The sequence below is a fragment of the Isoalcanivorax pacificus W11-5 genome, from assembly GCF_000299335.2.
In the GTDB taxonomy this organism is placed as follows: domain Bacteria; phylum Pseudomonadota; class Gammaproteobacteria; order Pseudomonadales; family Alcanivoracaceae; genus Isoalcanivorax; species Isoalcanivorax pacificus.
Genome location: NZ_CP004387.1, coordinates 585,056 through 611,214, shown reverse-complemented (window position 1 = coordinate 611,214; position 26,159 = coordinate 585,056). Strand labels below are relative to the sequence as shown.

The 26,159-nt window shown below is 61.4% G+C and carries 19 protein-coding genes, 5 tRNA genes and 1 pseudogene; 1 reads left to right on the top strand and 24 read right to left on the bottom strand.

Annotated features, from left to right (window positions below; genetic code table 11):
* Positions 1-166 precede the first annotated feature (166 nt).
* The 19 genes from rpsL to S7S_RS02755 all read right to left on the bottom strand — a co-directional run bounded on the left by rpsL (position 167) and on the right by S7S_RS02755 (position 19,475).
* Positions 167-541 (bottom strand): 30S ribosomal protein S12, encoded by a 375-nt coding sequence (rpsL, locus tag S7S_RS02845; protein WP_008740416.1) that lies wholly within the window; start codon positions 539-541, stop codon positions 167-169.
* A gap of 188 nt (positions 542-729) precedes the next feature.
* Entirely contained in the window at positions 730-4,932 is a 4,203-nt protein-coding gene (rpoC, locus tag S7S_RS02840) for a DNA-directed RNA polymerase subunit beta' (RefSeq protein ID WP_008740410.1), read from the bottom strand.
* An 88-nt stretch (positions 4,933-5,020) separates the two neighbouring features.
* Positions 5,021-9,160 carry a DNA-directed RNA polymerase subunit beta gene (gene rpoB, locus S7S_RS02835; RefSeq protein WP_008740405.1) on the bottom strand — a complete coding sequence of 1,380 codons (4,140 nt, stop codon included), beginning with the start codon at positions 9,158-9,160 and terminating at the stop codon, positions 5,021-5,023.
* A 250-nt stretch (positions 9,161-9,410) separates the two neighbouring features.
* Positions 9,411-9,782 (bottom strand): 50S ribosomal protein L7/L12, encoded by a 372-nt coding sequence (gene rplL, locus S7S_RS02830; protein WP_008740403.1) that lies wholly within the window; start codon positions 9,780-9,782, stop codon positions 9,411-9,413.
* Positions 9,783-9,829: 47 nt separating this feature from the next.
* The gene (gene rplJ, locus S7S_RS02825) at positions 9,830-10,336 is read right to left on the bottom strand and encodes a 50S ribosomal protein L10 (RefSeq protein ID WP_008740402.1); all 507 of its coding nucleotides are present in this window, start codon (positions 10,334-10,336) and stop codon (positions 9,830-9,832) included.
* Between the two features lie 244 nt (positions 10,337-10,580).
* A complete protein-coding gene (gene rplA / locus S7S_RS02820; protein WP_008740401.1) occupies positions 10,581-11,276 on the bottom strand; it encodes a 50S ribosomal protein L1 in 696 nt (231 codons plus the stop codon).
* Positions 11,277-11,278: 2 nt separating this feature from the next.
* The gene (gene rplK / locus S7S_RS02815; protein ID WP_008740400.1) at positions 11,279-11,707 is read right to left on the bottom strand and encodes a 50S ribosomal protein L11; all 429 of its coding nucleotides are present in this window, start codon (positions 11,705-11,707) and stop codon (positions 11,279-11,281) included.
* A 128-nt stretch (positions 11,708-11,835) separates the two neighbouring features.
* Entirely contained in the window at positions 11,836-12,369 is a 534-nt protein-coding gene (gene nusG, locus S7S_RS02810) for a transcription termination/antitermination protein NusG (RefSeq protein ID WP_008740399.1), read from the bottom strand.
* A gap of 9 nt (positions 12,370-12,378) precedes the next feature.
* The gene (gene secE / locus S7S_RS02805; protein WP_008740398.1) at positions 12,379-12,753 is read right to left on the bottom strand and encodes a preprotein translocase subunit SecE; all 375 of its coding nucleotides are present in this window, start codon (positions 12,751-12,753) and stop codon (positions 12,379-12,381) included.
* Positions 12,754-12,791: 38 nt separating this feature from the next.
* A tRNA-Trp gene (locus S7S_RS02800) sits at positions 12,792-12,867 on the bottom strand.
* A gap of 81 nt (positions 12,868-12,948) precedes the next feature.
* On the bottom strand, positions 12,949-14,142 hold the full coding sequence (gene tuf, locus S7S_RS02795; protein WP_041025923.1) for an elongation factor Tu: 1,194 nt from the start codon (positions 14,140-14,142) through the stop codon (positions 12,949-12,951).
* Between the two features lie 163 nt (positions 14,143-14,305).
* A tRNA-Thr gene (locus tag S7S_RS02790) sits at positions 14,306-14,381 on the bottom strand.
* Positions 14,382-14,443: 62 nt separating this feature from the next.
* Positions 14,444-14,517 (bottom strand) — tRNA-Gly (locus S7S_RS02785).
* Between the two features lie 468 nt (positions 14,518-14,985).
* Positions 14,986-15,069 (bottom strand) — tRNA-Tyr (locus tag S7S_RS02780).
* Between the two features lie 135 nt (positions 15,070-15,204).
* Positions 15,205-15,280: transfer RNA gene (locus S7S_RS02775), tRNA-Thr, on the bottom strand.
* 100 nt (positions 15,281-15,380) lie between these two features.
* Positions 15,381-16,016 (bottom strand): SPOR domain-containing protein, encoded by a 636-nt coding sequence (locus tag S7S_RS02770; protein ID WP_008740279.1) that lies wholly within the window; start codon positions 16,014-16,016, stop codon positions 15,381-15,383.
* 23 nt (positions 16,017-16,039) lie between these two features.
* The gene (locus S7S_RS02765; RefSeq protein ID WP_008740295.1) at positions 16,040-16,804 is read right to left on the bottom strand and encodes a type III pantothenate kinase; all 765 of its coding nucleotides are present in this window, start codon (positions 16,802-16,804) and stop codon (positions 16,040-16,042) included.
* Positions 16,801-17,787, bottom strand: a complete 987-nt coding sequence (gene birA / locus S7S_RS02760; RefSeq protein ID WP_035206048.1) for a bifunctional biotin--[acetyl-CoA-carboxylase] ligase/biotin operon repressor BirA — start codon at positions 17,785-17,787, stop codon at positions 16,801-16,803. The genes S7S_RS02765 and birA overlap by 4 nt, the downstream gene beginning before the upstream one ends.
* Positions 17,787-19,475 (bottom strand): AMP-binding protein, encoded by a 1,689-nt coding sequence (locus tag S7S_RS02755; RefSeq protein WP_008740297.1) that lies wholly within the window; start codon positions 19,473-19,475, stop codon positions 17,787-17,789. Before S7S_RS02755 ends, birA begins: the two co-directional genes overlap by 1 nt.
* A 350-nt stretch (positions 19,476-19,825) precedes the next feature.
* Here S7S_RS02755 and S7S_RS02750 point away from each other — a divergent pair, with 350 nt between their 5' ends.
* A complete protein-coding gene (locus tag S7S_RS02750) occupies positions 19,826-20,257 on the top strand; it encodes a hypothetical protein (RefSeq protein ID WP_008740298.1) in 432 nt (143 codons plus the stop codon).
* 67 nt (positions 20,258-20,324) lie between these two features.
* Here S7S_RS02750 and urtE read toward each other — a convergent pair whose 3' ends face one another.
* From urtE to urtA, 5 genes and pseudogenes are all read right to left on the bottom strand, one after another.
* A complete protein-coding gene (gene urtE / locus S7S_RS02745; RefSeq protein WP_008740299.1) occupies positions 20,325-21,035 on the bottom strand; it encodes an urea ABC transporter ATP-binding subunit UrtE in 711 nt (236 codons plus the stop codon).
* A complete protein-coding gene (gene urtD, locus S7S_RS02740; RefSeq protein WP_008740300.1) occupies positions 21,032-21,871 on the bottom strand; it encodes an urea ABC transporter ATP-binding protein UrtD in 840 nt (279 codons plus the stop codon). The genes urtE and urtD overlap by 4 nt, the downstream gene beginning before the upstream one ends.
* Positions 21,872-21,884: 13 nt before the next feature.
* A pseudogene (gene urtC, locus S7S_RS02735) lies at positions 21,885-22,990 on the bottom strand (urea ABC transporter permease subunit UrtC).
* Complete coding sequence (urtB, locus tag S7S_RS02730; protein WP_008740302.1) at positions 22,990-24,711, bottom strand: urea ABC transporter permease subunit UrtB; 1,722 nt, start codon at positions 24,709-24,711, stop codon at positions 22,990-22,992. The pseudogene urtC and the gene urtB overlap by 1 nt, the downstream one beginning before the upstream one ends.
* 59 nt (positions 24,712-24,770) lie before the next feature.
* Positions 24,771-26,063 (bottom strand): urea ABC transporter substrate-binding protein, encoded by a 1,293-nt coding sequence (gene urtA / locus S7S_RS02725; protein WP_008740303.1) that lies wholly within the window; start codon positions 26,061-26,063, stop codon positions 24,771-24,773.
* Between the last annotated feature and the right edge of the window lie 96 nt (positions 26,064-26,159).

The following is a 26,159-nucleotide window of genomic DNA, read 5'->3' as shown; positions in this document are numbered from 1 at the left end:
GGCTTGCGGTAGTCTAAGCGGAGCCTTGGCTCCTGATTGCCATCACGCCAGCACAGGGCGCAACGACGAAAGGAAGCCAGCGGCTTCCTTTCCGGTACCGGCCACTCCAGCAGAGCACCAGCATCGAAACTGCAGCGGTCAGCGCCCCGGGGGCGCCGGCCAGGTGTTATTTCTTCGGACGCTTGGCACCGTACTTGGAGCGGCGCTGCTGACGACCGTTAACACCGGCGGTATCCAGGGTGCCGCGCACGGTGTGGTAACGCACACCCGGCAGGTCCTTCACCCGGCCACCACGAATCAGGATCACGGAGTGTTCCTGCAGGTTGTGACCTTCACCACCGATATAGGAGGTGACTTCGTAGCCATTGGTCAGACGCACACGGCAGACTTTACGCAGCGCGGAGTTCGGCTTCTTCGGGGTAGTGGTGTACACCCGGGTGCAGACGCCACGACGCTGCGGGCTGCCTTGCAGCGCCACGGAATCACTTTTTTCTACCTTGCTCTTGCGCGGTTTACGCACCAGCTGGTTTACGGTTGCCATGAAAACTAACGCTCCACGCTTACATTTCTGTGACGATTACCGGGATGACCCAAGAATACGTCACCCGAAAGGGTGCGAATTCTAGGGAACGACCCTGCGGCAAGTCAAGCCGGCAGGGTCAGCGCCCATCCTACCTGTGTTCTTTGTGGTCCTTTGCCCACCGGCCGGAGCCGGCGGGCGGCAGGCCCTCAGCCCTCGTCGGAGAAGCTGAGCGCCTCGGACAGCGCCTGTTCCACTTCGTCCATGGTCGGTGCTTCCGGCCCACGGGCCAGATCGCGCTGACGCCGGCGCTCCATGTGATAGGCATAGCCCGTACCGGCCGGGATCAGACGACCCACGACCACGTTCTCTTTCAGGCCGCGCAGGCCATCTTCCTTGCCGGTGACCGCTGCTTCGGTCAGTACCCGGGTGGTCTCCTGGAAGGAGGCCGCGGAGATGAACGACTCGGTGGCCAGCGACGCCTTGGTGATACCCAGCAGCATGCGGTCGAAACGCGGCAGCATCTTGTCGGCCGCCTTGAGGCGGTCGATTTCGGTCAGCACGCGCGCCAGTTCCACCTGCTCGCCCTTGATGAAGGCCGACTCGCCCACTTCGGTGATTTCCACCTTGCGCAGCATCTGGCGGATGATCACTTCGATGTGCTTGTCGTTGATCTTCACACCCTGCAGGCGGTAAACCTCCTGCACCTCGTTGACGATGTAGCGGGCCAACTCGGTCTGGCCCAGCAGGCGCAGGATATCGTGCGGGTTCAGCGGGCCGTCGGAGATCACCTCGCCCTTGGCCACGTGCTCACCTTCGAACACGTTCAGCTGGCGCCACTTCGGAATCAGCTCTTCATGGACGTCACCACCGTCATCCGGGGTGATGACCAGGCGCACCTTGCCTTTGGTCTCTTTACCGAACGACACCACACCGCTCTTCTCGGCCAGGATCGCCGCTTCTTTCGGCTGACGGGCTTCGAACAGGTCGGCCACACGCGGCAGACCACCGGTGATGTCACGGGTCTTGGAGGATTCCTGCGGAATCCGCGCAATCACGTCACCAGTCTTGATCTCGGCGCCATCTTTCAGGCCGGTCAGCGAGCCGGCCGGCAGGAAGTACTGCGCCGGGGTCTCGGAGTTCGGCATGGTGATCGGCTTGCCCTTGGCATCCAGCACCCGGATCACCGGACGCATGTCCTTGCCGGCGGCCGGACGGTCCTTGGCATCGATCATCTCGATGGTGGTCAGACCGGTCAGTTCGTCGGTCTGGTAGTTGACGGTGATGCCTTCTTCCATATCACCGAACTGCACGCGACCTTCCACCTCGGCGATGATCGGGTGGGTATGCGGATCCCAGGTCGCGACGACCTGACCGCCCTCCACCACATCACCTTCTTTGGCGGTAATCAGTGCACCGTAGGGCACTTTATAGCGCTCGCGCTCGCGGCCGATCTCATCGGCCACGGCCAGTTCACCGGAGCGGGATACCGCCACCAGGCCATCTTTATGCGACACGGTCTTGATGTTGTGCAGACGTACGCTGCCGCCATGCTTGATCTGGATGCTGGACACCGCAGACGCCCGGCTCGCCGCCCCACCGATGTGGAAGGTCCGCATGGTCAGCTGGGTACCCGGCTCACCGATGGACTGGGCCGCGATAACACCCACGGCCTCGCCGATGTTGATGCGGTGGCCACGGGCCAGGTCACGGCCGTAGCACTGGGCGCACACGCCGTAGCGGGTAGCACAGCTGATCGGCGAGCGCACCAGCACTTCGTCGACACCGCTGACTTCCAGCACGTCCACCCAGTTTTCGTCCAGCAGTGTACCGGCCGGAGCCAGCACCTCATCGGTACCCGGCTTGATCACGTCACGGGCGGCCACACGTCCGAGCACACGCTCGCGCAGCGGTTCCACCACATCACCGCCTTCGATCAGCGGTGTCATCAGTACACCTTCCTCGGTACCGCAATCCGGTTCGGTGACGACCAGATCCTGGGCCACGTCCACGAGACGACGGGTCAGGTAACCGGAGTTCGCGGTTTTCAGCGCGGTATCGGCCAGACCTTTACGGGCACCGTGGGTGGAGATGAAGTACTGGAGTACGTTCAGACCTTCACGGAAGTTCGAGGTGATCGGCGTTTCGATAATGGAACCATCCGGCTTCGCCATCAGGCCGCGCATACCGGCGAGCTGGCGAATCTGTGCAGCGGAACCCCGCGCGCCGGAATCGGCCATCATCCAGATCGAGTTGAAGGAGCCTTGCTGCTCTTCCTTGCCGTCACGGTTGATGACGGTCTCGCTCTTGAGGTTGTCCATCATCGCCTTGGCGATCTGGTCGTTGGTGCGCGACCAGATATCCACGACCTTGTTGTAGCGCTCGCCACGCGTCACCAGACCGGAAGCGAACTGCTCTTCGATCTCGCGCACCTCGTCTTCGGCGGACGCCAGGATCGAGACTTTCTCGTCCGGGATCACCATGTCCTCGATACCGACGGACGAACCGGAATAGGTCGCCTCGCGGAAGCCAAGGTACATCAGCTGGTCAGCGAAGATACAGGTCTGCTTGGTGCCCAGGATGCGGTAGCACTGGTTCAGCAGGCGCGACACTGCCTTCTTGGTCATCGGCTGGTTCACGGCTTCGAACGCCATGCCCGTCGGCACGATTTCCCACAGTTTGCAGCGGCCGGCAGTGGTATCGGCAATATAGGTACGCTCAGTGACGTTGCCGTCCTTGTCGCGCACGCTTTCCTCGATACGCACCTTGATGCGGGCGTGCAGGTGAATCGCCTTGTTGCCCAGCGCGCGGCTGACTTCGCGGGTGTCCGCAAAGAACATGCCTTCGCCCTGTGCATTCACCCGGTCACGGGTGATGTAGTACAGGCCCAGTACCACGTCCTGGGTCGGCACGATGATCGGCTCACCGCTCGCCGGCGACAGGATGTTGTTTGTGGACATCATCAGCGCACGGGCTTCGAGCTGGGCTTCCAGGGTCAGCGGTACGTGTACCGCCATCTGGTCACCGTCGAAGTCGGCGTTGAAGGCCGCACACACCAGCGGGTGCAACTGGATTGCCTTGCCTTCGATCAGCACCGGCTCGAACGCCTGGATACCCAGACGGTGCAGCGTCGGCGCACGGTTCAGCAGCACCGGGTGCTCGCGAATCACTTCGGCCAGGATATCCCAGACCTCGGCGGTTTCGCGCTCGACCATCTTCTTGGCCGCCTTGATGGTGGTGGCAAGTCCTCGTCCTTCCAGCTTGGCGAAGATGAACGGCTTGAACAGTTCCAGCGCCATTTTCTTCGGCAGACCGCACTCGTGCAGTTTCAGCGTCGGGCCTACCACGATCACGGAACGACCGGAGTAATCCACGCGCTTGCCGAGCAGGTTCTGACGGAAACGGCCCTGCTTGCCCTTGATCATGTCGGCCAGGGACTTCAGCGGGCGCTTGTTAGAGCCGGTAATGGCACGGCCACGACGGCCGTTGTCCAGCAGCGCGTCCACGGACTCCTGCAGCATGCGCTTTTCGTTGCGCACGATGATGTCCGGCGCCGCCAGGTCCAGCAGGCGCTTGAGACGGTTGTTACGGTTGATCACGCGGCGATACAGATCGTTCAGATCCGAGGTCGCGAAGCGGCCGCCGTCCAGCGGTACCAGCGGACGCAGGTCCGGCGGCAGCACGGGCAGCACCGTCATGATCATCCACTCCGGACGGTTGCCGGAGGCCTGGAAGGCTTCCATCAGCTTGAGGCGCTTGGACAGCTTCTTCAGCTTGGTGTCGGAACCGGTGGACTCGATGTCCTGGCGCAGGTCAGCGATGTCCTGCTCCAGATCCAGGTCCGCCAGCAGGTGCTGTACAGCTTCGGCACCCATGCGGGCATCGAACTCGTCACCGAACTGTTCCAGTGCCTCGAAGTACTCTTCGTCGGACAGCAGCTGGCCTTTCTCCAGGCTGGTCATGCCCGGCTCGACCACCACGAACGATTCGAAGTACAGCACGCGCTCGATATCACGCAGTGTCATGTCCAGCATCAGGCCGATACGGGACGGCAGCGACTTCAGGAACCAGATGTGCGCGACCGGGCTGGCCAGCTCGATGTGGCCCATGCGCTCACGGCGCACTTTGGAGAGCGTGACTTCAACGCCACACTTCTCACAGATGACGCCACGGTGCTTGAGGCGCTTGTATTTGCCGCACAGGCACTCGTAGTCCTTGATCGGACCAAAGATGCGCGCGCAGAACAGACCATCCCGTTCCGGCTTGAAGGTACGGTAGTTGATGGTCTCCGGCTTCTTGACCTCACCAAAGGACCAAGAACGGATCAGGTCTGGCGGTGCCAGACCGATCTTGAGTTTGTCAAACTCAGTGACTTGTCCCTGACTTTTCAGAAGATTCAGCAAGTCTTTCAAGGCCAGTCCTCCAACAGGAGCGTTAGCTCGCTATTCGTTAATCCGGGTTGCTCTGTGATCCGGGCTTCCGTTATTCAGAAACGTCGGATCACTCGTTTTCCAGCTCGATATTGATACCGAGGGAGCGAATTTCCTTCAGCAGTACGTTGAAGGATTCCGGCATACCCGGATCCATACGGTGATCGCCATCGACAATGTTCTTGTAGATGCGTGTCCGGCCGTTCACGTCGTCGGACTTCACCGTAAGCATTTCCTGCAGGGTGTACGCTGCGCCATAGGCTTCCAGCGCCCACACCTCCATCTCACCGAAACGCTGACCACCAAACTGCGCCTTACCGCCCAGCGGCTGCTGGGTGACCAGGCTGTAGGAGCCGGTCGAACGCGCGTGCATCTTGTCGTCCACCAGGTGGTTCAGTTTCAGCATGTACATGTAGCCAACGGTCACCTGGCGATCGAATTTATCGCCGGTCCGACCGTCCCACAGTTGCGACTGCCCGGACGGATGTACGTCGGCCAGTTCGAGCAGGGCTTTCAGCTCGAACTCTTTGGCGCCGTCGAAGACCGGGGTGGCCATCGGCACACCGGCACGCAGGTTCTGCGCCAGCTCGACGATTTCCGCGTCGCTGAAGGTTTTCAGCTCTTCGCGGTTATGCACGTCGCCGGTTTCGTTGTACAACCGCTCGAGGAACTCGCGCACCTCGGCAATTTTCTTCTGCTCGTCGAGCATGCGGCCGATCTTCTCGCCCAGGCCTTTGGCAGCCCAGCCCAGGTGGGTTTCGAGAATCTGACCGATGTTCATCCGCGACGGTACACCCAGCGGGTTGAGCACCACGTCCACCGGCACGCCATGCTCATCGTGCGGCATGTCTTCTTCCGGCATGATCACCGAGATCACACCCTTGTTACCGTGACGGCCAGCCATCTTGTCGCCCGGCTGGATGCGACGCTTGATCGCCAGGTAGACCTTGACGATTTTCAGTACGCCATGCGCCAGGTCGTCGCCGCCGGTGATCTTGCCCTGCTTGTCCTTGTAGCGCTCTTCCTGCTCTTTCTTGTGCGCTTCAAGGTACTGCTGGGCGCGCTCGAGCTGCTCAGCAACATCGTCGTCCGCCGGGCGCAGTTCAAACCACTGTTCCGACTTGAGGCTGTCGAGCAGTTCGTTGGTCAGCTCGGTGCCGCGCTTCTGGCCAGCACCACCGTTGACCTTCTTGCCCACCAGCTCGCGGCGCAGACGCTCGAGCATGTCCTGCTCGAGAATGCGGTACTCGTCTTTCAGGTCCTTGCGGAACTGGTCGAGCTGCATCTGTTCGATCTGCTTGGCGCGCTCGTCTTTGTCCACGCCGTCGCGGGTGAAGACCTGCACGTCGATCACGGTGCCTTTCACGCCGGACGACACACGCAGGGAGGTGTCCTTCACGTCGGAGGCTTTCTCACCGAAGATCGCACGCAGCAGCTTTTCTTCCGGTGTCAGCTGGGTCTCGCCTTTCGGTGTGACCTTGCCCACCAGAATATCGCCCGCGCCGACTTCGGCACCGATGTAGACAATGCCGGACTCGTCCAGTTTGGACAGCGCCGCTTCACCGACATTGGGAATATCGGAGGTGATTTCCTCCGGCCCCAGCTTGGTGTCGCGGGCCACACAGGTCAGTTCCTGAATGTGGATGGTGGTGAAGCGGTCTTCGCGTACCACCTTCTCCGAGATCAGGATCGAGTCTTCGAAGTTGTAGCCGTTCCAGGGCATGAAGGCGACGCGCATGTTCTGGCCCAGCGCCAGCTCGCCCATGTCGGTGGACGGGCCGTCGGCCAGGATGTCCTTCGGCGCCACCACATCACCCACTTTCACCAGCGGACGCTGGTTGATGCAGGTGTTCTGGTTAGAACGGGTGTATTTGGTCAGGTTGTAGATATCAACGCCGGCTTCGCCTTCGGCGATCTCGTCGTCGTTCACCTTGACGATGATCCGGCCTGCATCCACTTTGTCGATCACACCGCCACGGCGGGCCACCACACAGACACCGGAGTCGCGCGCTACGTTGCGCTCCATGCCGGTACCTACCAGCGGCTTCTCGGCACGCAGGGTCGGCACGGCCTGACGCTGCATGTTCGAGCCCATCAGTGCGCGGTTCGCGTCATCGTGCTCCAGGAACGGAATCAGCGCGGCCGCTACCGACACCACCTGGTGCGGGGACACGTCCATATGGGTGATGTGTTCCGGCTGCATCACGGTGAATTCGTTGCGGTGACGCACGGTCACGAACTCTTCCACGAAGCGGCCGTCTTCCATTTTCGAGTCGGCCTGCGCGATCACGCACTCGGCTTCTTCGATGGCGGACAGGTATTCGATGTCGTCACTGACCTTGCCGTCGATCACCTTGCGGTACGGGCTTTCCAGGAAGCCGTAGTCGTTGGTGCGGGCATAGGTGGCCAGCGAGTTGATCAGACCGATGTTCGGGCCTTCCGGCGTTTCAATCGGGCACACGCGGCCGTAGTGGGTCGGGTGCACGTCACGCACTTCAAAGCCGGCACGCTCACGGGTCAGACCGCCCGGGCCCAACGCCGAGACACGGCGTTTGTGGGTGATCTCGGACAGCGGGTTGTTCTGGTCCATGAACTGGGACAGCTGCGAGGAACCAAAGAATTCCTTCACCGCCGCCGCCACCGGCTTGGCATTGATCAGATCCTGCGGCATCAGGCCTTCGGATTCCGCCAGGCTCAGACGCTCTTTCACCGCACGCTCGACACGCACCAGGCCAACGCGGAACTGGTTCTCGGCCATTTCACCGACAGAACGCACGCGGCGGTTGCCCAGGTGGTCGATGTCGTCAACGATGCCGTTGCCGTTACGGATATCCACCAGGGTACGGATCACTTCGACGATGTCGGAGGTGCCGTCGCCCAGCTCGTCGAAGAAACGCTTGCCTTCTTCGTCGTTGCGCAGGCTGAAATAGCGACCGTCATAGAGAATGCCCGGGCCACCGGTTTCATCCCGGCCCAGACGACGGTTGAACTTCATGCGGCCCACGCCGGAGAGGTCATAGCGCTCTTCGGTGAAGAACAGGTTCTTGAACAGGTTTTCCGCAGCGTCCTTGGTCGGCGGTTCGCCAGGGCGCATCATGCGGTAGATTTCCACCAGCGCTTCGAGCTGGCTGCGGGTCGCATCGACGCGCAGCGTGTCGGACATGAAGGCGCCGTGGTCCAGGTCGTTGGTGTACAGGGTTTCAAATTCCTGCACGCCAGCCTTTTCCAGCTTCGCCAGCACATCAGCGGTGAGCTCGGTATTGCACTCTACCAGGATCTCGCCAGTCTCCTGGTCGATCACCGAGCGGGCCAGCACCTTGCCATTCAGGTATTCGCCCGGAATTTCCAGGTACTCGATGTTGGCCTTTTCCAGCTCGCGGATGTGGCGCGCGGTAATACGACGACCGGCTTCCACCACAACCTTGTCACCCGCCAGAATGTCGAACGTGGCGGTTTCACCGCGCAGACGCTCGGCGATCAACTGCATCTTGTAGACGCCGTCCTGCACCGCGATCTGGTTGGTCTCGAAGAACATTTCGAGAATTTCGTCGGAGTTGTAACCCAGCGCGCGCAGCAGCACGGTCGCCGGCAGCTTGCGGCGACGGTCGATACGGACGAACACCATGTCCTTCGGATCGAACTCGAAGTCGAGCCAGGAACCACGGTAGGGAATCACGCGTGCGGAATACAGCAGCTTACCGGAGCTGTGGGTCTTGCCCTTGTCGTGATCGAAGAACACGCCCGGCGAACGGTGCAGCTGGGACACGATGACACGCTCGGTACCGTTGATGATGAAGGTGCCGTTTTCGGTCATGAGCGGGATTTCGCCCATGTACACCTGCTGTTCGCGGATGTCCTTGATCGCACCGGAAGACTCTTTATCGTAGATCACCAGGCGAATACGGACACGCAGCGGGGCAGCGTAGGTCGCGCCACGGAGCATACACTCCTTGACGTCGAAGACAGGCTTGCCGAGTTCATAACCGGCATACTCCAGCGCCGCATTGCCGGAATAGCTGGAGATCGGAAATACGGACTTGAAGGCAGCTTCCAGACCCGTGGCTTCACGCGTTTCGCTGCCCTTGTCCTGTTGCAGGAAGGTGCGATACGAATCAAGCTGGATGGCCAGGAGGTAGGGGACCTCCATGACTTTGGGAAGCTTGCCGAAATTCTTGCGGATCCGCTTTTTCTCAGTAAATGAGTATGCCATCTGCGTTCCTCGGCTGTTGATCCATCGCCCGGTGGCGACGTCTTTACACGCTTACGTGCTGAACTTCTCAGGCCCGGGCCTGATGCACTGCCGTCTCAAGACGACAATGGCTTCCGGCCGAAACCGGTGCTGTCACCGCGCACACGGCGCTGTCGACAGCGCTTTGTCAGAAACGACAAAAGGCTGGCAGCCGAAAACGGCTGCCAGCCGGCGTCTTTCCCACTAGCCGGAAAGACTGGCGCATAGGCGCTTACTTGAGCTCGGCAGTACCGCCAGCTTCTTCGATCTTCTTCTTGATCGCTTCAGCTTCGTCTTTGGACACGCCTTCTTTCACCGGAGCCGGAGCGCCTTCTACCAGGTCCTTGGCTTCTTTCAGGCCCAGGCCGGTGGCTTCACGTACGGCTTTGATCACGCCTACTTTCTTGTCGCCGAAACCGGTCAGGATAACGTTGAACTCGGTTTGCTCTTCAACAGCGGCAGCAGCAGCACCCGGTGCAGCAGCAACAGCCACGGCAGCAGCAGACACGTTGAACTTCTCTTCGAAAGCGGAGATCAGCTCAACCAGCTCCAGTACGGACAGCTCGCCGATAGCGTTCAGGATTTCGTCTTTGGACAGTGCCATGTTCAATTTCTCCAAAAATCTTCAATGAGGTGTGGATCAGGCGGCGATCAGGCAGCCTGCTCTTCGTTCTTTTCCTTCAGCGCGGTCATCAGGCGGCCAAACTTGGATACCGGTGCCTGCAGCAGCGATACCAGAGTGGTCAGGGCCTGTTCGCGGTTCGGGAGCTTGGCCAGTACGTCGAGTTCGTTGCCGGTGAACAACTTGCCATCGAACACGCCGGACTTGAGCTCCAGCTTGGTGTTGTCCTTGGCAAAGTCCTTGAACAGACGGGCAGCTGCGCCCATGTCGTTCTCGGACATCGACATACCGATCAGGGTCGGGCCTACCAGCGAGTCGTTCAGCAGTTCGAAGTTCGTGCCTTCCAGCGCGCGACGCGCCAGTGTGTTACGAACAACGCGCAAATAAACGTTGTGCTCGCGGGCCTGGTTACGCAGCGTGGTAATCTGCGAGACCGTCAGGCCACGGTAGTCGGCGACCACAGCAGAGAAAGCACTGTCGGCGGCGTCCTTGACGGCCGCGACAATGGCTTTCTTGTCTTCCAGTTTCAGAGTCACTGTGTCATCTCCTGGATTGTCTTCAACCGGCCCGGAGGCCGATCACCCGGTTTATGAAGGCGAAGCCTTCATACGCGGGGGCACAGTGGAACCTGAACCACACCGCGTCTGCGCAGGCTGGTGTTTTAAGCCCCGTCATCAGGGCGCCTGTGGTCTTTGACGCCAGCCCGCCGAAACGGGCAACTCAAAGTCCGTAAAGCCGCCACCACCCTCAGGGCAGCAGCGGCCAACTTCCTGCCGTCGATCAGATCGCCAGGGTAGCCAGGTCGATGGACAGACCCGGGCCCATGGTGGTCGACAGCGTAATTTTCTTCAGGTACACGCCTTTGGCGGAGGACGGCTTGATCTTCTTCAGATCAGCGACCAGTGCTTCCAGGTTTTCCTTCACTGCGTTCACATCAAAGCCAACCTGGCCGATGTTGCAGTGAATGATGCCGCCTTTGTCGGTGCGGTAGCGCACCTGGCCGCCCTTGGCGTTTTTCACCGCAGTGGCCACGTCAGCGGTCACGGTACCCACTTTCGGGTTCGGCATCAGGCCGCGCGGGCCGAGGATGGTACCCAGTTTACCGACCACACGCATCGCGTCCGGGGTAGCGATCACCACGTCGAAGTTGATCTCACCGCCCTGTACCTGCTCGGCCAGATCGTCGAAACCGACCACGTCGGCGCCGGCTTCGCGCGCGGCGTCAGCGTTGGCGCCCTGGGCGAACACCGCCACACGGACGGTCTTGCCGGTGCCGTGCGGCAGCACGGAAGCGCCACGCACGTTCTGGTCAGATTTACGCGGATCAACACCCAGGTTGATGGCGGCGTCGATGGATTCCTTGAACTTCACCTTCGACAGCTCGGCCAGCAGGCTGACGGCTTCGTCGATGGCGTAGGCTTTGCCCGGAACTACCGCTTCACGGATCGCGCGGGCGCGTTTGGAAAGCTTGGCCATGCTTATTCCTCCACGTCCAGACCCATGGAACGGGCACTGCCCGCAATGGTACGAACCGCTGCATCAAGGCTTGCTGCAGTCAGGTCCGGCTCTTTGGTCTTGGCAATTTCTTCAAGCTGGGCACGGGTCACCTTGCCCACCTTGTTTTTGTTCGGCACGCCGGAGCCGCTCTTGATGCCCGCTGCTTTCTTCAGCAGGAAGGACGCCGGCGGCGTCTTCATGACGAAGGTGAAACTGCGATCGCTGTACACGGTGATCACCACCGGTACCGGAGCGCCTTTTTCCAGCTCCTGAGTCTGGGCGTTGAACGCCTTGCAGAACTCCATGATGTTCACGCCGTGCTGACCCAGTGCAGGGCCGACCGGCGGGCTCGGGTTGGCCGCACCCGCTGCAACTTGCAGCTTGATGTAGGCCTGAATCTTCTTAGCCATGATGTACTCCCTTGGGTTCCAGCGCCTCACCAGACCTTCGCCTGGCTATGGCTCCCCTGAGGTTTGCCACATTGCCCGGCGAACGCCGGACACCATTAAGCGGGCCGTCTCGCGACAGCCCGCCCCGATCAGTTCTTCTCGACCTGACCGAATTCCAGTTCCACCGGAGTGGAACGACCGAAGATCAGCACTGCAACCTGCAGGCGGCTCTTCTCGTAATTCACTTCCTCGACCACGCCGTTGAAATCGGCGAACGGGCCATCGATCACACGCACCACTTCACCCGGCTCGAACAGCGTCTTCGGCTTAGGCTTGTCAGTGCTGTCATCCATGCGCCGCAAAATCGCATCCGCTTCGCGGTCGGTGATCGGCGACGGCTTGTCCGGCGTACCGCCGATAAAGCCCATCACCTTGGGGGTTTCCTTGATCAAGTGCCAGGTGCCTTCGTTCATTTCCATCTGCACCAGCACATAACCCGGAAAGAATTTGCGCTCGGACTTGCGCTTCTGGCCACCCTTGATCTCCACCACTTCTTCCGTGGGAACCAGGATGTCACCGAAGTCTTCCTCCATGCCACGCAGCTTGATCCGCTCCTCAAGCGCACGCTTGACGTACTTCTCAAAGCCGGAATAGGCATGTACCACATACCAGCGCTTCGCCATGTCTACCCCTTATCCGATGACTCGGGACACGATGCCGTTGAGCACCCAGTCGAAAAAGAAAAGAATGAGGGAGACCAGCAGCACGAACGCCAGCACGATAAGAGTGGTCTGCACGGTTTCCTGACGTGTTGGCCAGACCACCTTGCGCACTTCGACCATGGCATCCTTGCGCAACTGGTTAAAAGCGCGGCCCTGCTCAGTCTGCAACGCGACAAATGCCGCCACCAGACCAATGGCCACCACCGCCAGCGCGCGATACAACGGAGACACCTCGGCGTAGTAGCTGTTGCCCCAGACGGCAACACCCACCAGCACGGCAACTACCAGCCATTTGACGGCTTCGAGAGCGGATGCTCCGGACTGCGCTTCTGCCTTTTCACTCATTACTGACACCCCGCTACTACTGTAGCGCCGGGAAAATTTGGCAGGCCAGGAGGGACTCGAACCCCCAACCCCCGGTTTTGGAGACCGGTGCTCTACCAATTGAACTACTGGCCTGTAACCTTTTATCGCAAACGCAGTAGGCCGAGGGGCTGATTTGCACACCTCGGCCTGGATGCCAGAAACCTGGCTGCGCCTTTACTCGAGGATCTTGGCCACCACGCCGGCGCCGACGGTACGGCCACCTTCGCGGATCGCGAAGCGCAGGCCTTCTTCCATCGCGATCGGAGCGATCAGCTTCACCGTCATCTTCACGTTGTCACCCGGCATCACCATTTCGATGCCTTCCGGCAGGTCACACGCACCGGTCACGTCGGTGGTACGGAAGTAGAACTGCGGACGGTAACCATTGAAGAACGGGGTGTGACGGCCACCTTCGTCCTTGCTCAGGATGTACACTTCAGCCTCGAAGCCGGTGTGCGGCTTGATCGTGCCCGGCTTGGACAGTACCTGGCCACGCTCAACCTCGTCACGCTTGGTGCCACGCAGCAGCACGCCCACGTTCTCGCCTGCGCGACCTTCGTCCAGCAGCTTGCGGAACATCTCAACGCCGGTGCAGGTGGTCTTCTGGGTATCGCGGATACCCACGATTTCCACTTCCTCACCCACTTTCACGATGCCACGCTCTACACGGCCGGTTACTACCGTACCGCGACCAGAGATCGAGAACACGTCCTCGATCGGCATCAGGAAGGTACCGTCCACGGCGCGCTCCGGCTCCGGGATGTACTCGTCCAGGGTTTCAACCAGCTTCTGTACGGCCGGTACACCGATGTCGCTGGTGTCGCCTTCCAGTGCCTTCAGGGCAGAACCTTTCACGATCGGGGTGTCGTCGCCCGGGAAGTCGTACGCGCTCAGCAGTTCGCGCACTTCCATTTCAACCAGTTCCAGCAGCTCTTCGTCATCGACCATGTCCGCCTTGTTCAGGAACACGACGATGTACGGTACGCCTACCTGACGGGACAGCAGGATGTGCTCGCGGGTTTGCGGCATCGGGCCGTCCGCGGCGGACACTACCAGGATCGCGCCGTCCATCTGTGCCGCACCGGTGATCATGTTCTTCACATAGTCAGCGTGGCCCGGGCAGTCTACGTGCGCGTAGTGGCGGGTCGGGGAATCGTATTCAACGTGAGAGGTCGCAATGGTAATACCGCGCGCACGCTCTTCCGGGGCGTTGTCGATCTGGTCGAAAGCTCGCGCTTCGCCTGTGCCCCACACGTCGTGGCACACTTTCGTCAGCGCCGCGGTCAGCGTCGTCTTGCCATGGTCTACGTGACCAATCGTGCCTACGTTCAGGTGCGGTTTATTACGTTCAAACTTTGCCTTTGCCACGACTCTCTACCTCTCAGTTCGATTGTGCATTCCTGCCTGAACAGCAAAGCATCGCTCGGAAAACACAAAAAGGACCACGCGCCCACAGGACATCGTGACCACCCACGACACCACGCCCCGAGAGATGAAGCCGGCCCCGGGATCACTCCCGGGGCCGGTGCATTGGAGCTCATAACCGGATTTGAACCGGTGACCTCTTCCTTACCAAGGAAGTGCTCTACCTACTGAGCTATATGAGCGTAAACCTCATCCCACCAGTGACGGCGGTGAAACTCTGTTGTTACGGCCTGCCCAGCACTGCTGGAGCGGGTGGCGGGAATCGAACCCGCGTCATCAGCTTGGAAGGCTGAGGTTCTACCATTGAACTACACCCGCGAACCTTGCCTTCCAGGGCCGGGCTCGCCAGCCTTGGGCCGTAACTCTGCAAACTGTGCCGAACAAGAAATCGGCTGGCGCCAGGGGCGCCTCTTTTTACGTGGAGGGGGCTGGATTACTCCGGCCTGCAGCCTCCGCCCCTTCGGGGCCGGCAGCCGCTTCGCGGTGCCGTTCGGTCGCTGAAGCGACCGTCGAACCGTCTGGTTCGAACCCAGCCCCCCGCCAAACTTCCGGGGTACTGGCCAGCGTCTTCCGTGCTTCCGACGCCGTGCTTCCTGTCAAAACTTGGTGGAGGGGGCTGGATTACTCCGGCTGCGCCTCCGCCCTTCGGGCCAGCACCGCTTTGCGGCGCTGTTCGGTCGCCTGCGGCGACACGTCGAACCGTCTGGTTCGATCCAGCCCCCGGCGAACTTTCGGGGTACTGGCCAACGTCAAACTGTGCTCTGACGCTGCGATTCTCTCAAAACTTGGTGGAGGGGGCTGGATTCGAACCAGCGAAGCTTGCGCGTCAGATTTACAGTCTGATCCCTTTGGCCACTCGGGAACCCCTCCCAAAAAAGGGCCTACATTCTCTTTTTGGGCCTGTTGGTTGTCAACCTCTTTTCATGTGCTTTCGAGGCCAGGAACGGCGTATTCCACGGGCTCTGGCGGCAAACCAGAGGACAACCACCCTGCGTAACCGGAGAATGGAGCTGGCGAGAGGAATCGAACCCCCGACCGGCTGATTACAAATCAGCTGCTCTACCTACTGAGCTACGCCAGCCTGCAAAGGACGCGCATTGTAATGAATGCCGACAGCCCAGGCAATTGAATTGGACGTGACATTTTCAAAACCGCCAAGAAATCCGGGAATTCCCGCCAAATCAACCTGTTGCACAACCTGCCTGTGCCATCTCCACGCCAGCACCGGCCGCAGCCTGGCGAATGCGTTCGCCTGCCCCGGCATCAGGCACCGGATAGTAGAGCCAATATTCAGTGATCTCTTTCCACGTCTCGCGCACTTCTGCCGGGTAACCGGCGTTGCGCATTTTCACCTGAAGCCCGCGCGCTGACTCGGCACTGCTGAAATAGCCCAGGGAAATCGCGTTGGCGTCCTCGCCCTCCGCGACGATAAAGCTGTCCACCCCGCGCCCCTGCAGCTCACGCAGCTGCTGCAGGGCGGCATCGCGGTCTTCGGTGGCAGGCAGATAGACCCAGCTCAGGCGATCCTTGCGCACCGGCACGGCACGCAGCTCGCCGGGGCCAGCCAGTCCACGCAGGGTGCGCTGCAGGCTTTCGGCGGCGCCACGCTCCCCCCAGGGCCCGACCACCAGGCACAGCGCCTGGCGCGGCAGTGCCGGGCGGTCGCTGCCGCCCTGTTCGTTGAGCAATTGAAGCTGCCGCGGCGCAGCCACGACAGCAGCCCGGGCGGGCTCCGCCGGCGGCGCCACGCGCGCCAGCAACTGCCAGCCCAGATAAACCACGTTGAGGATCAACAGACTGTAGAACACCCAGCGCATGACCGTTTCCCCCTGCTGCCCGTTCAGGCCGGTTCTTCTCCACTGGCGCCGGCCGCCACCACCCGTTCCAGGCCATCCAGCACGATATCGGCATCGGCGAGCGCCGCGAACGGCAAGTGCGGCTGTAGCACGGCAGCATCACCGCCGGTCATGAAGACCGGGCAAGTATCGGTAAGGGTTTTGCGCAGTTCAACCACCACATCCGTGATGAAGGCCACAGACATGCGCAATACGCCATTCTCGACCCCTGCGCTGGTGCTGCGGCCAGGCGCCAGCGATGTGCTCACCGGGTCCGTCACCCGCACCTGGGCCGTGCCCCGGAACAGGCTGGTCCGCAGCATGGTCAGCCCCGGCACGATGTAGCCCCCGAGATGCATGCCGTCGGCATCGACGGCATCAATGGTCAGCGCACTACCGCAATCGACGATGATGGCCGCGCCTTCGCGGTGCCAGGCCTCCACCACTGCCAGCCAGCGATCCACACCCAGCCGGGCCGGGTCAGCGTATGCATTGCGCAGGCCCAGGTCCGTGGCGGGGGAGTAGTAGAAACGCGGCGTCACATTCAGAACGGCCTTCAGCGCCTGCGCCAGTTCGGCATCTGCCTCGCGGCCCGCCACCGAGCCGACCCAGAGCACTGCGGGGGGTTGCTGCGCACACACCTGCGCCAGTTCCGCCGCCAGCCCCCACCAGTCACGCTGATGGGCATGCCCGCCCTGCCTGCACCCGCCATCAGGCAGGTTCAGCCGCCACTTCATGGCGGTATTGCCAATATCCAGGAACAGCCTCATGCCATCCTCAAGCTGACTTCACCCCCGTGAAAGCGCTGCATCTCGCCTTCCACGTCCAGCAGCAGCGCCCCTTGTTCGCTGACCCCACAGGCCACGCCGGTGATGCGTTTGTCACCGAGCAGCAATTGTACCTCGCGCCCGGCGCAACCGTCGTACTGCTGCCAGCGTTCGCGCAACGCCGCAAAGCCCCCGGCGCGAAAGGTGTCCAGCACCGCCAGCAAGGACGCCAGCAATTCACCCGCCAGCCGATTGCGGTCTGGCGGTGCACCCAGCTCCCGGCCCAGGTCGGTCCAGGGCTGGTCGATCTCCGCACCGGCCTGCGCCGGCATGGCGCCGTTGATGCCAATGCCGATCACCGGCATGCAGACCCCGTCCATCTCCCCGGCCAGTTCGACCAGAATGCCGCCGAGCTTGCGGCCGCCGACCAGTACGTCGTTCGGCCACTTCAACTGCACGCGCGCGCCCAGGCCAGAGGCCGCCAGCACGTCCGCAACAGCAACACCGACCGCCAGGCTTACGCCTTCCAGTGCGGTCGCGCCGCCGCTGAAGCGGGATGCGAGGGACAGGTACAGGTTGCTGCCAAACGGCGACTGCCAGGGCCGGCCACGGCGACCGCGCCCGGCGCTCTGGTATTCCGCCAGCACGGCCAGCGGCCGCACCAGGCCACCGGCAATCATCGCCAGGGCGTCGGCATTGGTAGAGACCGTAGTTTCTTTCAGCACCAGATCGAAGGCATCCGCCGGCAGCCCGGCGGCGGCGCGCAGCGCCGTCTCGTCCAGCAGGCTCAGGCCACCGGCAATGCGATAGCCCTTGCCGCGTACCGACTCGATCGCCAGGCCAAGCTGCTCCAGTTTCTGCAGCCGTTTCCAGATACCCGCGCGCGAGATGCCCGACAGCGCCCCCAGGTCCTCACCGGAATGAAAACGGCCATCCGCCAGGCAGCGGATGACCGCACTGTCCACCTGAATGGACGTCTCCGGCATCAGCGCGCCCAGACCACGCCGCGCTGCGCGGCCCAACCGGCGAGCCGGTCTTTGTAGACTTTTTCCAACTCGTTGCGCTTGAGTTTCAGCGTCGGGGTCAGCAGGTTGTTTTCCACGCCCCAGGACTCGGAAACCACCACCATCGCGTCCAGCCGCTCGTGCGCATCCAGCTCGCCGTTGACGCGCTTGAGCAGCGCCTGCAGCCCGTCGATGTACGCCTGCTTGGCCGCGTCGTCTTTAAGATGCGCCTCTTCTTCCGGCGACAGGCACAGCAGCGCCAGCGGCTGCGGCATGTCCACGCCCATCACACAGGCCTGGTCGATGCCGGGGTGCGAGACGATCCTGTTCTCGATCGGCGCCGGCGCCACGTACTTGCCTTTTTCGGTCTTGAAGATTTCCTTCACACGGCCGGTGATACGCAGCCGCCCCTGCTGGTCGATCTCGCCCACGTCGCCGGTGTGCAGCCAGCCATCTTCGGTCAGGTCTTCGCGGGTTTTCTCCGGGTCTTTGTAGTAGCCCTGCATGTTGGCCACCGAGCGCACGAGGATCTCGCCATTTTCGGCGATACGCTGCTCCACTCCCTCGTTGGGCTTGCCAACCCAGCCGATCTGCTGGTCGCCCTCACGGGTCGTGTGCGACCAGGCCATGTTCTCGGTCATGCCATACACTTCCAGGATTTCCAGCCCGAGCGCCTTGAACCAGGTGATCACCTCCGGCGACAGGGCAGATGCGCCAGACAACGCGATACGGCAGTCCTGCAGCCCCATGGCGGACAACACCTTCTTTTTGATGACGCGGTTGAGCAGCGGAATTCTCAGCAGTTTCTTCAGCTTCGCTGGCGGCACCGCATCGCTGGCCTTCTGGTAGAACTTGGTCCAGATACGCGGCACGGCAAAGAAGATCGTCGGCTGGGCACGCTTGATGTCGTCCGCGAAGGTTTCAAGCGATTCAGCAAAGAAGACCCGCAGGCCCACATAGAGCATGGCCAGTTCCACAGCGGCCCGCTCCGCCACGTGCGACAGCGGCAGGTAGGAAATCGCGCGATCCTGGCTGGACAACTGATACACCCCCGGCATTTTCTCGCCCATGATGGCGAGGTTGCCGAAGTTGTGCATCACCCCTTTCGGTGTGCCGGTAGTGCCGGATGTGTAGATGATAGTGGCCAGATCGCCCGGCGCAGGGCGCGCCACATCCGTCAGTGGCGCCTGTGCCGCAATGATGTCCGGCCAGCAGGGGAATGCCTGGCGGGCATCCGCCGGGGAAAGAGAGAAGGAGACTTTCGGCAGCTCTGCCGGCACGCCGGCCTGGGCCTCGTCCCACACATCCAGCTTGCCAACAAACAGCAGCCTGGCGCCGCTGTGCTCAAGAATCTGGCGCACGCTTTGCGAGGTCAGCGTGGGGTACAACGGAACACTTACATGACCCGCCATCCAGATAGCCCAGTCGGCTATCATCCACTCGGCACAGTTCTTGGACATCAGCGCGATATTCGAACCTGGCGGCAACTCCTGTGCCTTCAGGTATGCCGCCATGCGGCGTGCTTCATCATCCAGTTCCGCCCAGGTGTATTCCCGTAGCGCACCGCCGCCGAGCGGCTGGATCATCGCCACATCCTTGCCCTGCCGGGTCACACGCTCCTGGAGCGCGTCCAGCGGGGATTTCATCTGGGTGTTGGCTGTTGCGTTCATGCTCCGTCTCCCTCTCCGTTGTTCTCATCATCCAGTCCAGTGCGTCCTGCCCGAGCCGGCCAGACACCGCGACAGAACTGCTGCCCAAAGGGGCACAGGAATCACCTGGGGTTATCCAGAGGTCCCAACACCGGCACCACTCAAGCGTGGGGCGCCAATCAACGCCGATACTCCCGAATATTCGCCACCAGCACAACGGCTAACCTTAACATTTCTCAATGACAAAATGCCCGGTAACATACAGCAGACCGTCCAATCGTCACCCAGCAACAAGGCGTGCTGTACCGACCTGTGACCTGCCGGGACAGCCTCGCACCTGATCTGCATCGACTGACATGGAGCAGCTGCCTATGTCCTGGCTGAAAGCGTTCGTTGCCGGTTTCCTCGCCACACTGCTGTGCCACCAGGCCGTGGTGGGGCTGTTTTACCTGGCCGGCATGATTCCCGCACCGCCTTTCAATCTGTCTCCGGTGCCACCACTGGGGGTGCCCCAGGTCATTTCACTGGCGTTCTGGGGTGGTGTCTGGGGCCTGCCATTGTGGTGGCTGATCCGCAGCCGTCGTCGCCTCAAGTATACGCTTACCGCACTGGTGGCAGGCGCCATTGCACCGACCGCGGTGGCCATGCTGGTAGTGTTTCCGCTCAAGGGGCTGGCGGTGAACCCGCAGACCGTACTCGGCGGCCTGCTGGTCAACGGCGCCTGGGGGCTGGGAGTGGCGGTGCTGATGTGGCTGATCCACCGGCAGCGACCGCCCGTGTTCCAGGATAAAGGCGGGCGCTAGATACCCGTCTCCTGCAAAAACCCGGCAAAGGGGGCGGGCCGCCGGGGCCACGCGTGGCGCGGGCATTTCAGACCGTCAGGTGATGCCTGATCAAGTCGTCATTGAGGGCCTCAATCGCTCCCCCTCCGACCATGCGCCCCTTGTCGATAATGCGGAAGTCACTGGCCACACGACGCGCAAAAGGCAGTTTCTGTTCCACCAGCAGGACGGTCAGGCCCTGCTCGCGGTTCAGCCGTATAATCAGATCCCCGATTTCCTGCACGATATTCGGCTGAATGCCTTCCGTGGGTTCATCCAGTATCAGCAGGCGCGGCTCAAGCACCAGCGCACGCCCGATGGCAAGCTGCTGTTGCTGCCCACCGGAGAGGTCGCCGCCGCGCCGCCGTGCCATCTGCCTGAGCACCGGGAACAGGCTGTAGATATGATCCAGGATGGCCATGGATTTATCCGGCCGGGCATATACCGCCAGCTTGAGGTTTTCCTCGACGGTCAGGCGCGGAAAGATTTCTCGCCCCTGGGGCACGTAGCCGATGCGCAGGCCAGCCCGTGCTTCGGCGCGCAGTGTCAGCAGATCCCGGCCATCAAACTGTACTTCGCCGCTGCGCACCGGCAGCAGACCCATGATGCATTTCAGCAAGGTGGTCTTGCCCATGCCGTTGCGGCCCATCAGGCAGGTACAGGAGCCGGCGGGCACATCCAGCTCCACATCCCAGAGCGTGTGGCTGCCGCCATAGAGCTGGTTCAGGCCGCGCACGGCAAGCAGTGAAGTCTGTGTCATGCCTGTTCCCCCAGATACACCTCGACCACGCGCGGATCACGCTGCACCTGTTCAATGCTGCCCTCGGCCAGCACGCTGCCTTCGTGCAACACGGTGACAGTGCGGGCAATCGAACGCACGAAATCCATGTCGTGCTCCACCACCACGACGGAATGGCGCCCCGCCAGTGACAACAGCAGTTCAGCCGTGCGTTCGGTTTCCTGGGGCGTCATGCCTGCCACGGGTTCGTCCACCAGCAGCAGCGCCGGCTTCTGCATCAGCAGCATGCCGATTTCCAGCCACTGTTTCTGCCCGTGCGACAGCGCCCCCGCCTGGCGATGCCGATGCTCGGTGAGGCCGATCACGCCAAGCACCTCATCGATATCTGCACGCTGCGCGGGTGTCAGCCGCGCGAACAGCATTTTCCAGGCACGCCGGTCGCCGGCCATGGCCAGCTCCAGGTTCTCGAACACTGTGTGCTGTTCGAACACGGTCGGCTTCTGGAACTTGCGGCCGATGCCGGCCTGGGCGATGTCCGGCTCGCTCAGGCGCAGCAGGTCAATGCTCTGGCCGAAATAGGCCGTGCCGCTGTCGGGACGGGTCTTGCCGGTGATCACGTCCATCATGGTGGTCTTGCCGGCACCGTTGGCGCCGATGATGCAGCGCAGCTCGCCGGCATGGATATACAGCGTCAGGTCATTGAGCGCGCGGAAACCGTCAAAGCTCACGGTAATATCTTCCAGATAAAGGATGGTTCCGTGGCTGGTGTCCAGCTTTGGCGAGCGCACCGCCGGGTTGACGACATCAAATACCCGGCTGCGGTCGGTAAACTCCGCCAGCGACTTCGGCAACTTCATGCTGCACTCCTTTTCATGATTCGCTCCGCCGGAAACGTTGCAGGATGCCGACAATGCCTTTCGGCAGAAACAGCGTGACCACCACAAACAAGGTGCCCAGTGCGTACAACCATGCTTCCGGCCAGGCCACTGTGAAATAGGTCTTGGCATAATTCACCAGCACCGCTCCGACCACTGCCCCATAGAGCGTACCGCGGCCACCGACGGCCACCCACACCACCGCTTCGATGGCGTTCAGCGGCGCGAATTCACCCGGGTTGATGATGCCCACCTGCGGCACGTACAGGGCGCCGGCAACACCGGCGAGCATGCCGGAGATAACAAACAGCCAGAGCTTGTAGTGCTCCACCCGATAGCCGATAAAACCCGGGTGCGGCCCTCGCTGTCACGTATCGCGGCAATGATGCGGCCAAACCGCGACGTGACGATCCAGCGACAGAGCACATAACCCAGCCCGAGCGCTATGGCAGAGACCACGAACAGGCCGATACGGGTACTGCGCGCCTGGAGGTCGTAACCGAGAATTTCCTTGAAATCGGTCAGCCCGTTGTTGCCGCCAAACCCCATCTCGTTACGGAAAAACGCCAGCAACAGTGCGTAGGTAAGCGCCTGCGACATGATCGAGAAATACACCCCTGCCACGCGCGAACGAAACGCCAGCCAGCCAAACACAAACGCCAGCAGACCGGGCACCACCAGCACCATCAGCGCGGCGAACCAGAACATGTCAAAGCCGTGCCAGTACCAGGGCAGCTTTTCCCAACTCAGGAACACCATGAAATCCGGCAGGACCGGATCGCCGTACACACCCCGGCTGCCGATCTGGCGCATCAGGTACATGCCCATGGCATAGCCACCCAGGGCAAAGAACGCCGTATGGCCAAGGCTGAGAATGCCGCAGTATCCCCAGATCAGATCAATAGAGATCGCCAGCAGCGCGTAGGTCATGTATTTGCCCACCAGCCCGAGGGTGTAGGTGGACGGATGCAGCGCGGAACTGGCCGGCAGCAGAAGGTTCGCCAGTGGCATGCCAACACCGATCACGAACAGGATCGCCAGAAACACCAGGCTGCCGCGTTCGCTGCGCAACAGTTTCGACAACATGCTGTGCTCACCCATCAGTGATCCTCCCCGGCCCGACCTTTCTGCGGGAACAGGCCCTGCTTGCGGCGCTGGATAAACAGAATGATGAATACCAGCATCAGGATCTTCGCCATCACGGCGCCCACATGCGGTTCGAGGAACTTGTTTGCCACGCCGAGCGTCATGCCGCCCACCAGCGTGCCCCAGAGATTGCCGACGCCGCCGAACACCACCACCATGAAGGAATCGATGATGTAAGACTGCCCGAGATTGGGGCCGACGTTGGTCAGCAGGCTCAATGCCACGCCGGCAATACCGGCAACGCCGGAACCCAGGCCAAAGGTCAGCGCATCCACCCGGTCCGAGCGCACTCCCATGGCCCGCGCCATGGCACGGTTCTGCGATACTGCTCTCACTTTCAGGCCCAGTGAGGTCCGGTTCAGCACCAGCCACAGCAGCGCGAACACCAGCAGCATGAAGATGATGATGTAGAAGCGGTTCCAGGTGATCGCGAACACATCGTTGATGCGCCACAGGCCACTCATCCATTCCGGCGCCTGCACCGTGCGGTTCAGGGGCGAAAAGATGGAACGGACCAGCTGTTGCAGCAGCAGGCTGATACCGAACGTCGCCAGCAATGTCTCCAGCGGCCGGCCGTACAGGAATCGCACCACGCCACGCTCAATCAGAATGCCCATCAATCCGGACACCAGGAATGCCGCCGGCACGGCCAGCACAATGGCCAGCCCGATATGATTCGGCAACAGCAGTTGCATGACATAGGAAGTGTAGGCGCCCAGCATGATCAACTCACCGTGGGCCATGTTGATGACCCCCATCACACCGAAAGTGATCGCCAGGCCAATGGCCGCCAGCACCAGCACCGAGCCAAAACTCAGGCCGAAGAACAGGGTTTCCAGGCCACCGAAAATACTGCGGCGCTGTTCAATGCGGTCGATGGCGCGCTGCGCCTGCACCCGCACCTGTGCGTCCGGTTCCACTGGATTGCCCTCGGCATCGGTGGCCAGCAGGCGCTGCACCCGGTTATAGACATCGTTGGCCAGTTCGCCGCTGAGCACGTCCAGCGCTGCCAATCGTGTGGCGGCTTCCGTGCTGTCCAGATCATGCAGCGCCAGCGCCACGTCAAGTTCGTTGCGCACGCCACTGTGCTGTTCCAGCGGTAACCGCTCGCGCATCAATGCCACGGCATCGTTATCCAGATCGCGGCGCAGCTCGGCAATCGCTGCCTTGCGCACCGCTGGCGATTCATCCGCCATATCAAAACGTGCAACCGCACCACGCAAGGCACGACGCAACTGATTGTTGGTGCGGACCTCTTTCAATCCCTGTTTGTCCGCGATCTCCACTTCGGTGCCATCAAGCGGATCCAGGCGGATCAGCACACCGCTTTGTTCACGCAACACGTATACCTTTGCCGGATCACCATCATCGTGAAACAGTTCTCCGGCGAGCATCCCGGCCAGCACCGCGCGCACGCCGTGCCAGGATTGTTGTTGCAGGTTATTCACCAGGCGACGCTTTTCCGGGAAGCTGCCGGTGGCCAGATTCGCCAGTTGCTCCCGCCGTTGCTGCAACGGATCAACCATGGTGCCTGCATTGTCGGCCATCACCACCGGTGCATCCGGCGTGGTTTGCGCCTGCGCACCGCCCGTCGCCAGCAGGCAGAGCACAACCATACCGGACAGCAGCCAGAGGCTGCGCCAGCCTGTCCGGTGCCGTACTGCCGGATATGCCATGTCGGATTCCTTCTACTCGCTGTTGCAGTGCCCGCCGGCGAACCGGCGGGCACCCCCACTCAGAAGTTCTGGCCGGAACAGGTCTTGGTTTCGGTGTTGTAGTTACCGCATTTCAGTTCCACCCAGTCGGCAACGATGTTCTTGCTGCCGTCGAGGAAGTCGGACCAGGCATCCCCTTCCACTTCACCGTCAGTCTCCCAGACCACGTCGTACTGCCCATCCTCACGGATTTCACCAATCAGCACTGGTTTCGTGATGTGATGGTTCGGCAGCATGCGCGCCACGCCACCGGTCAGGTTCGGCACTTCCAGGCCCGGCAGCGCATCAATGACTTTGTCGACATCGGTGGTACCGGCCTTCTCGACAGCCTGTGCCCACAGGTTGAAGCCGACATAATGCGCTTCCATCGGATCGTTGGTCACACGCTTCGGATCCTTGATGTAGGTGTGCCAGCTTTTTATAAAGGCTTCGTTTTCCGGTGTGTCCACGCTCATGAAGTAATTCCAGGCGGACAGGTGGCCGACCAGATTGCTGGTGTCGATGCCGGAGAGTTCTTCCTCACCCACGGAGAAGGCCACCACCGGGATGTCCTCGGCGGACACCTGCTGGTTGGACAGCTCGTTGTAGAACGGTACGTTGGCGTCACCGTTGATGGTGGACACCACCGCGGTCTGTTTGCCGGCGGAGCCGAAGCGCTTGATCTCGGCCACGATGCTCTGCCAGTCGGAATGGCCGAACGGGGTGTAATTGATCATGATGTCCTCATCCTTGACGCCCTTGCTCTTGAGGTAGGCTTCAAGAATGCGGTTGGTAGTGCGCGGGTAAACGTAATCGGTACCTGCCAGCACCCAGCGCTCCACCCCCACGTCGTTCATCAGGTAATCCACCGCCGGGATGGCCTGCTGGTTCGGCGCGGCGCCGGTGTAGAACACATTGCGGGAAGACTCTTCGCCTTCATACTGCACCGGGTAGAAAAGCAGCCCGTTCAGTTCCTCAAACACCGGCAGCACGGACTTGCGTGATACCGATGTCCAGCATCCGAACACCACATCCACTTCGTGGCGTTGCAGCAGTTCCCGCGCGCGCTCTGCGAACACCGGCCAGTTGGAGGCCGGGTCGACCACCACGGGTTCCAGCTTTTTGCCAAGCAGGCCGCCTTTTCGGTTCTGCTCTTCAATCAGCATCAGCACCGTGTCTTTCAGCGTCGTTTCACTGATTGCCATGGTGCCGGACAGAGAGTGCAGCACACCCACCTTGATAGTGTCCTCGGCCTGTACCGCAGCGGCCCCGAACAGCGTGGATACGGCCAGGCAGGCCGACGCAATCTGTTTGATAAAACCTTGCTTGTTCATGTGATCGTCTCCTTGCATGAGGCTGGCGCTGGCCAGCCCGTCCGGTTAGATCTGCGTCCGCAGACCGATTGAGAACACGTTATCGCTGCCGGAAAC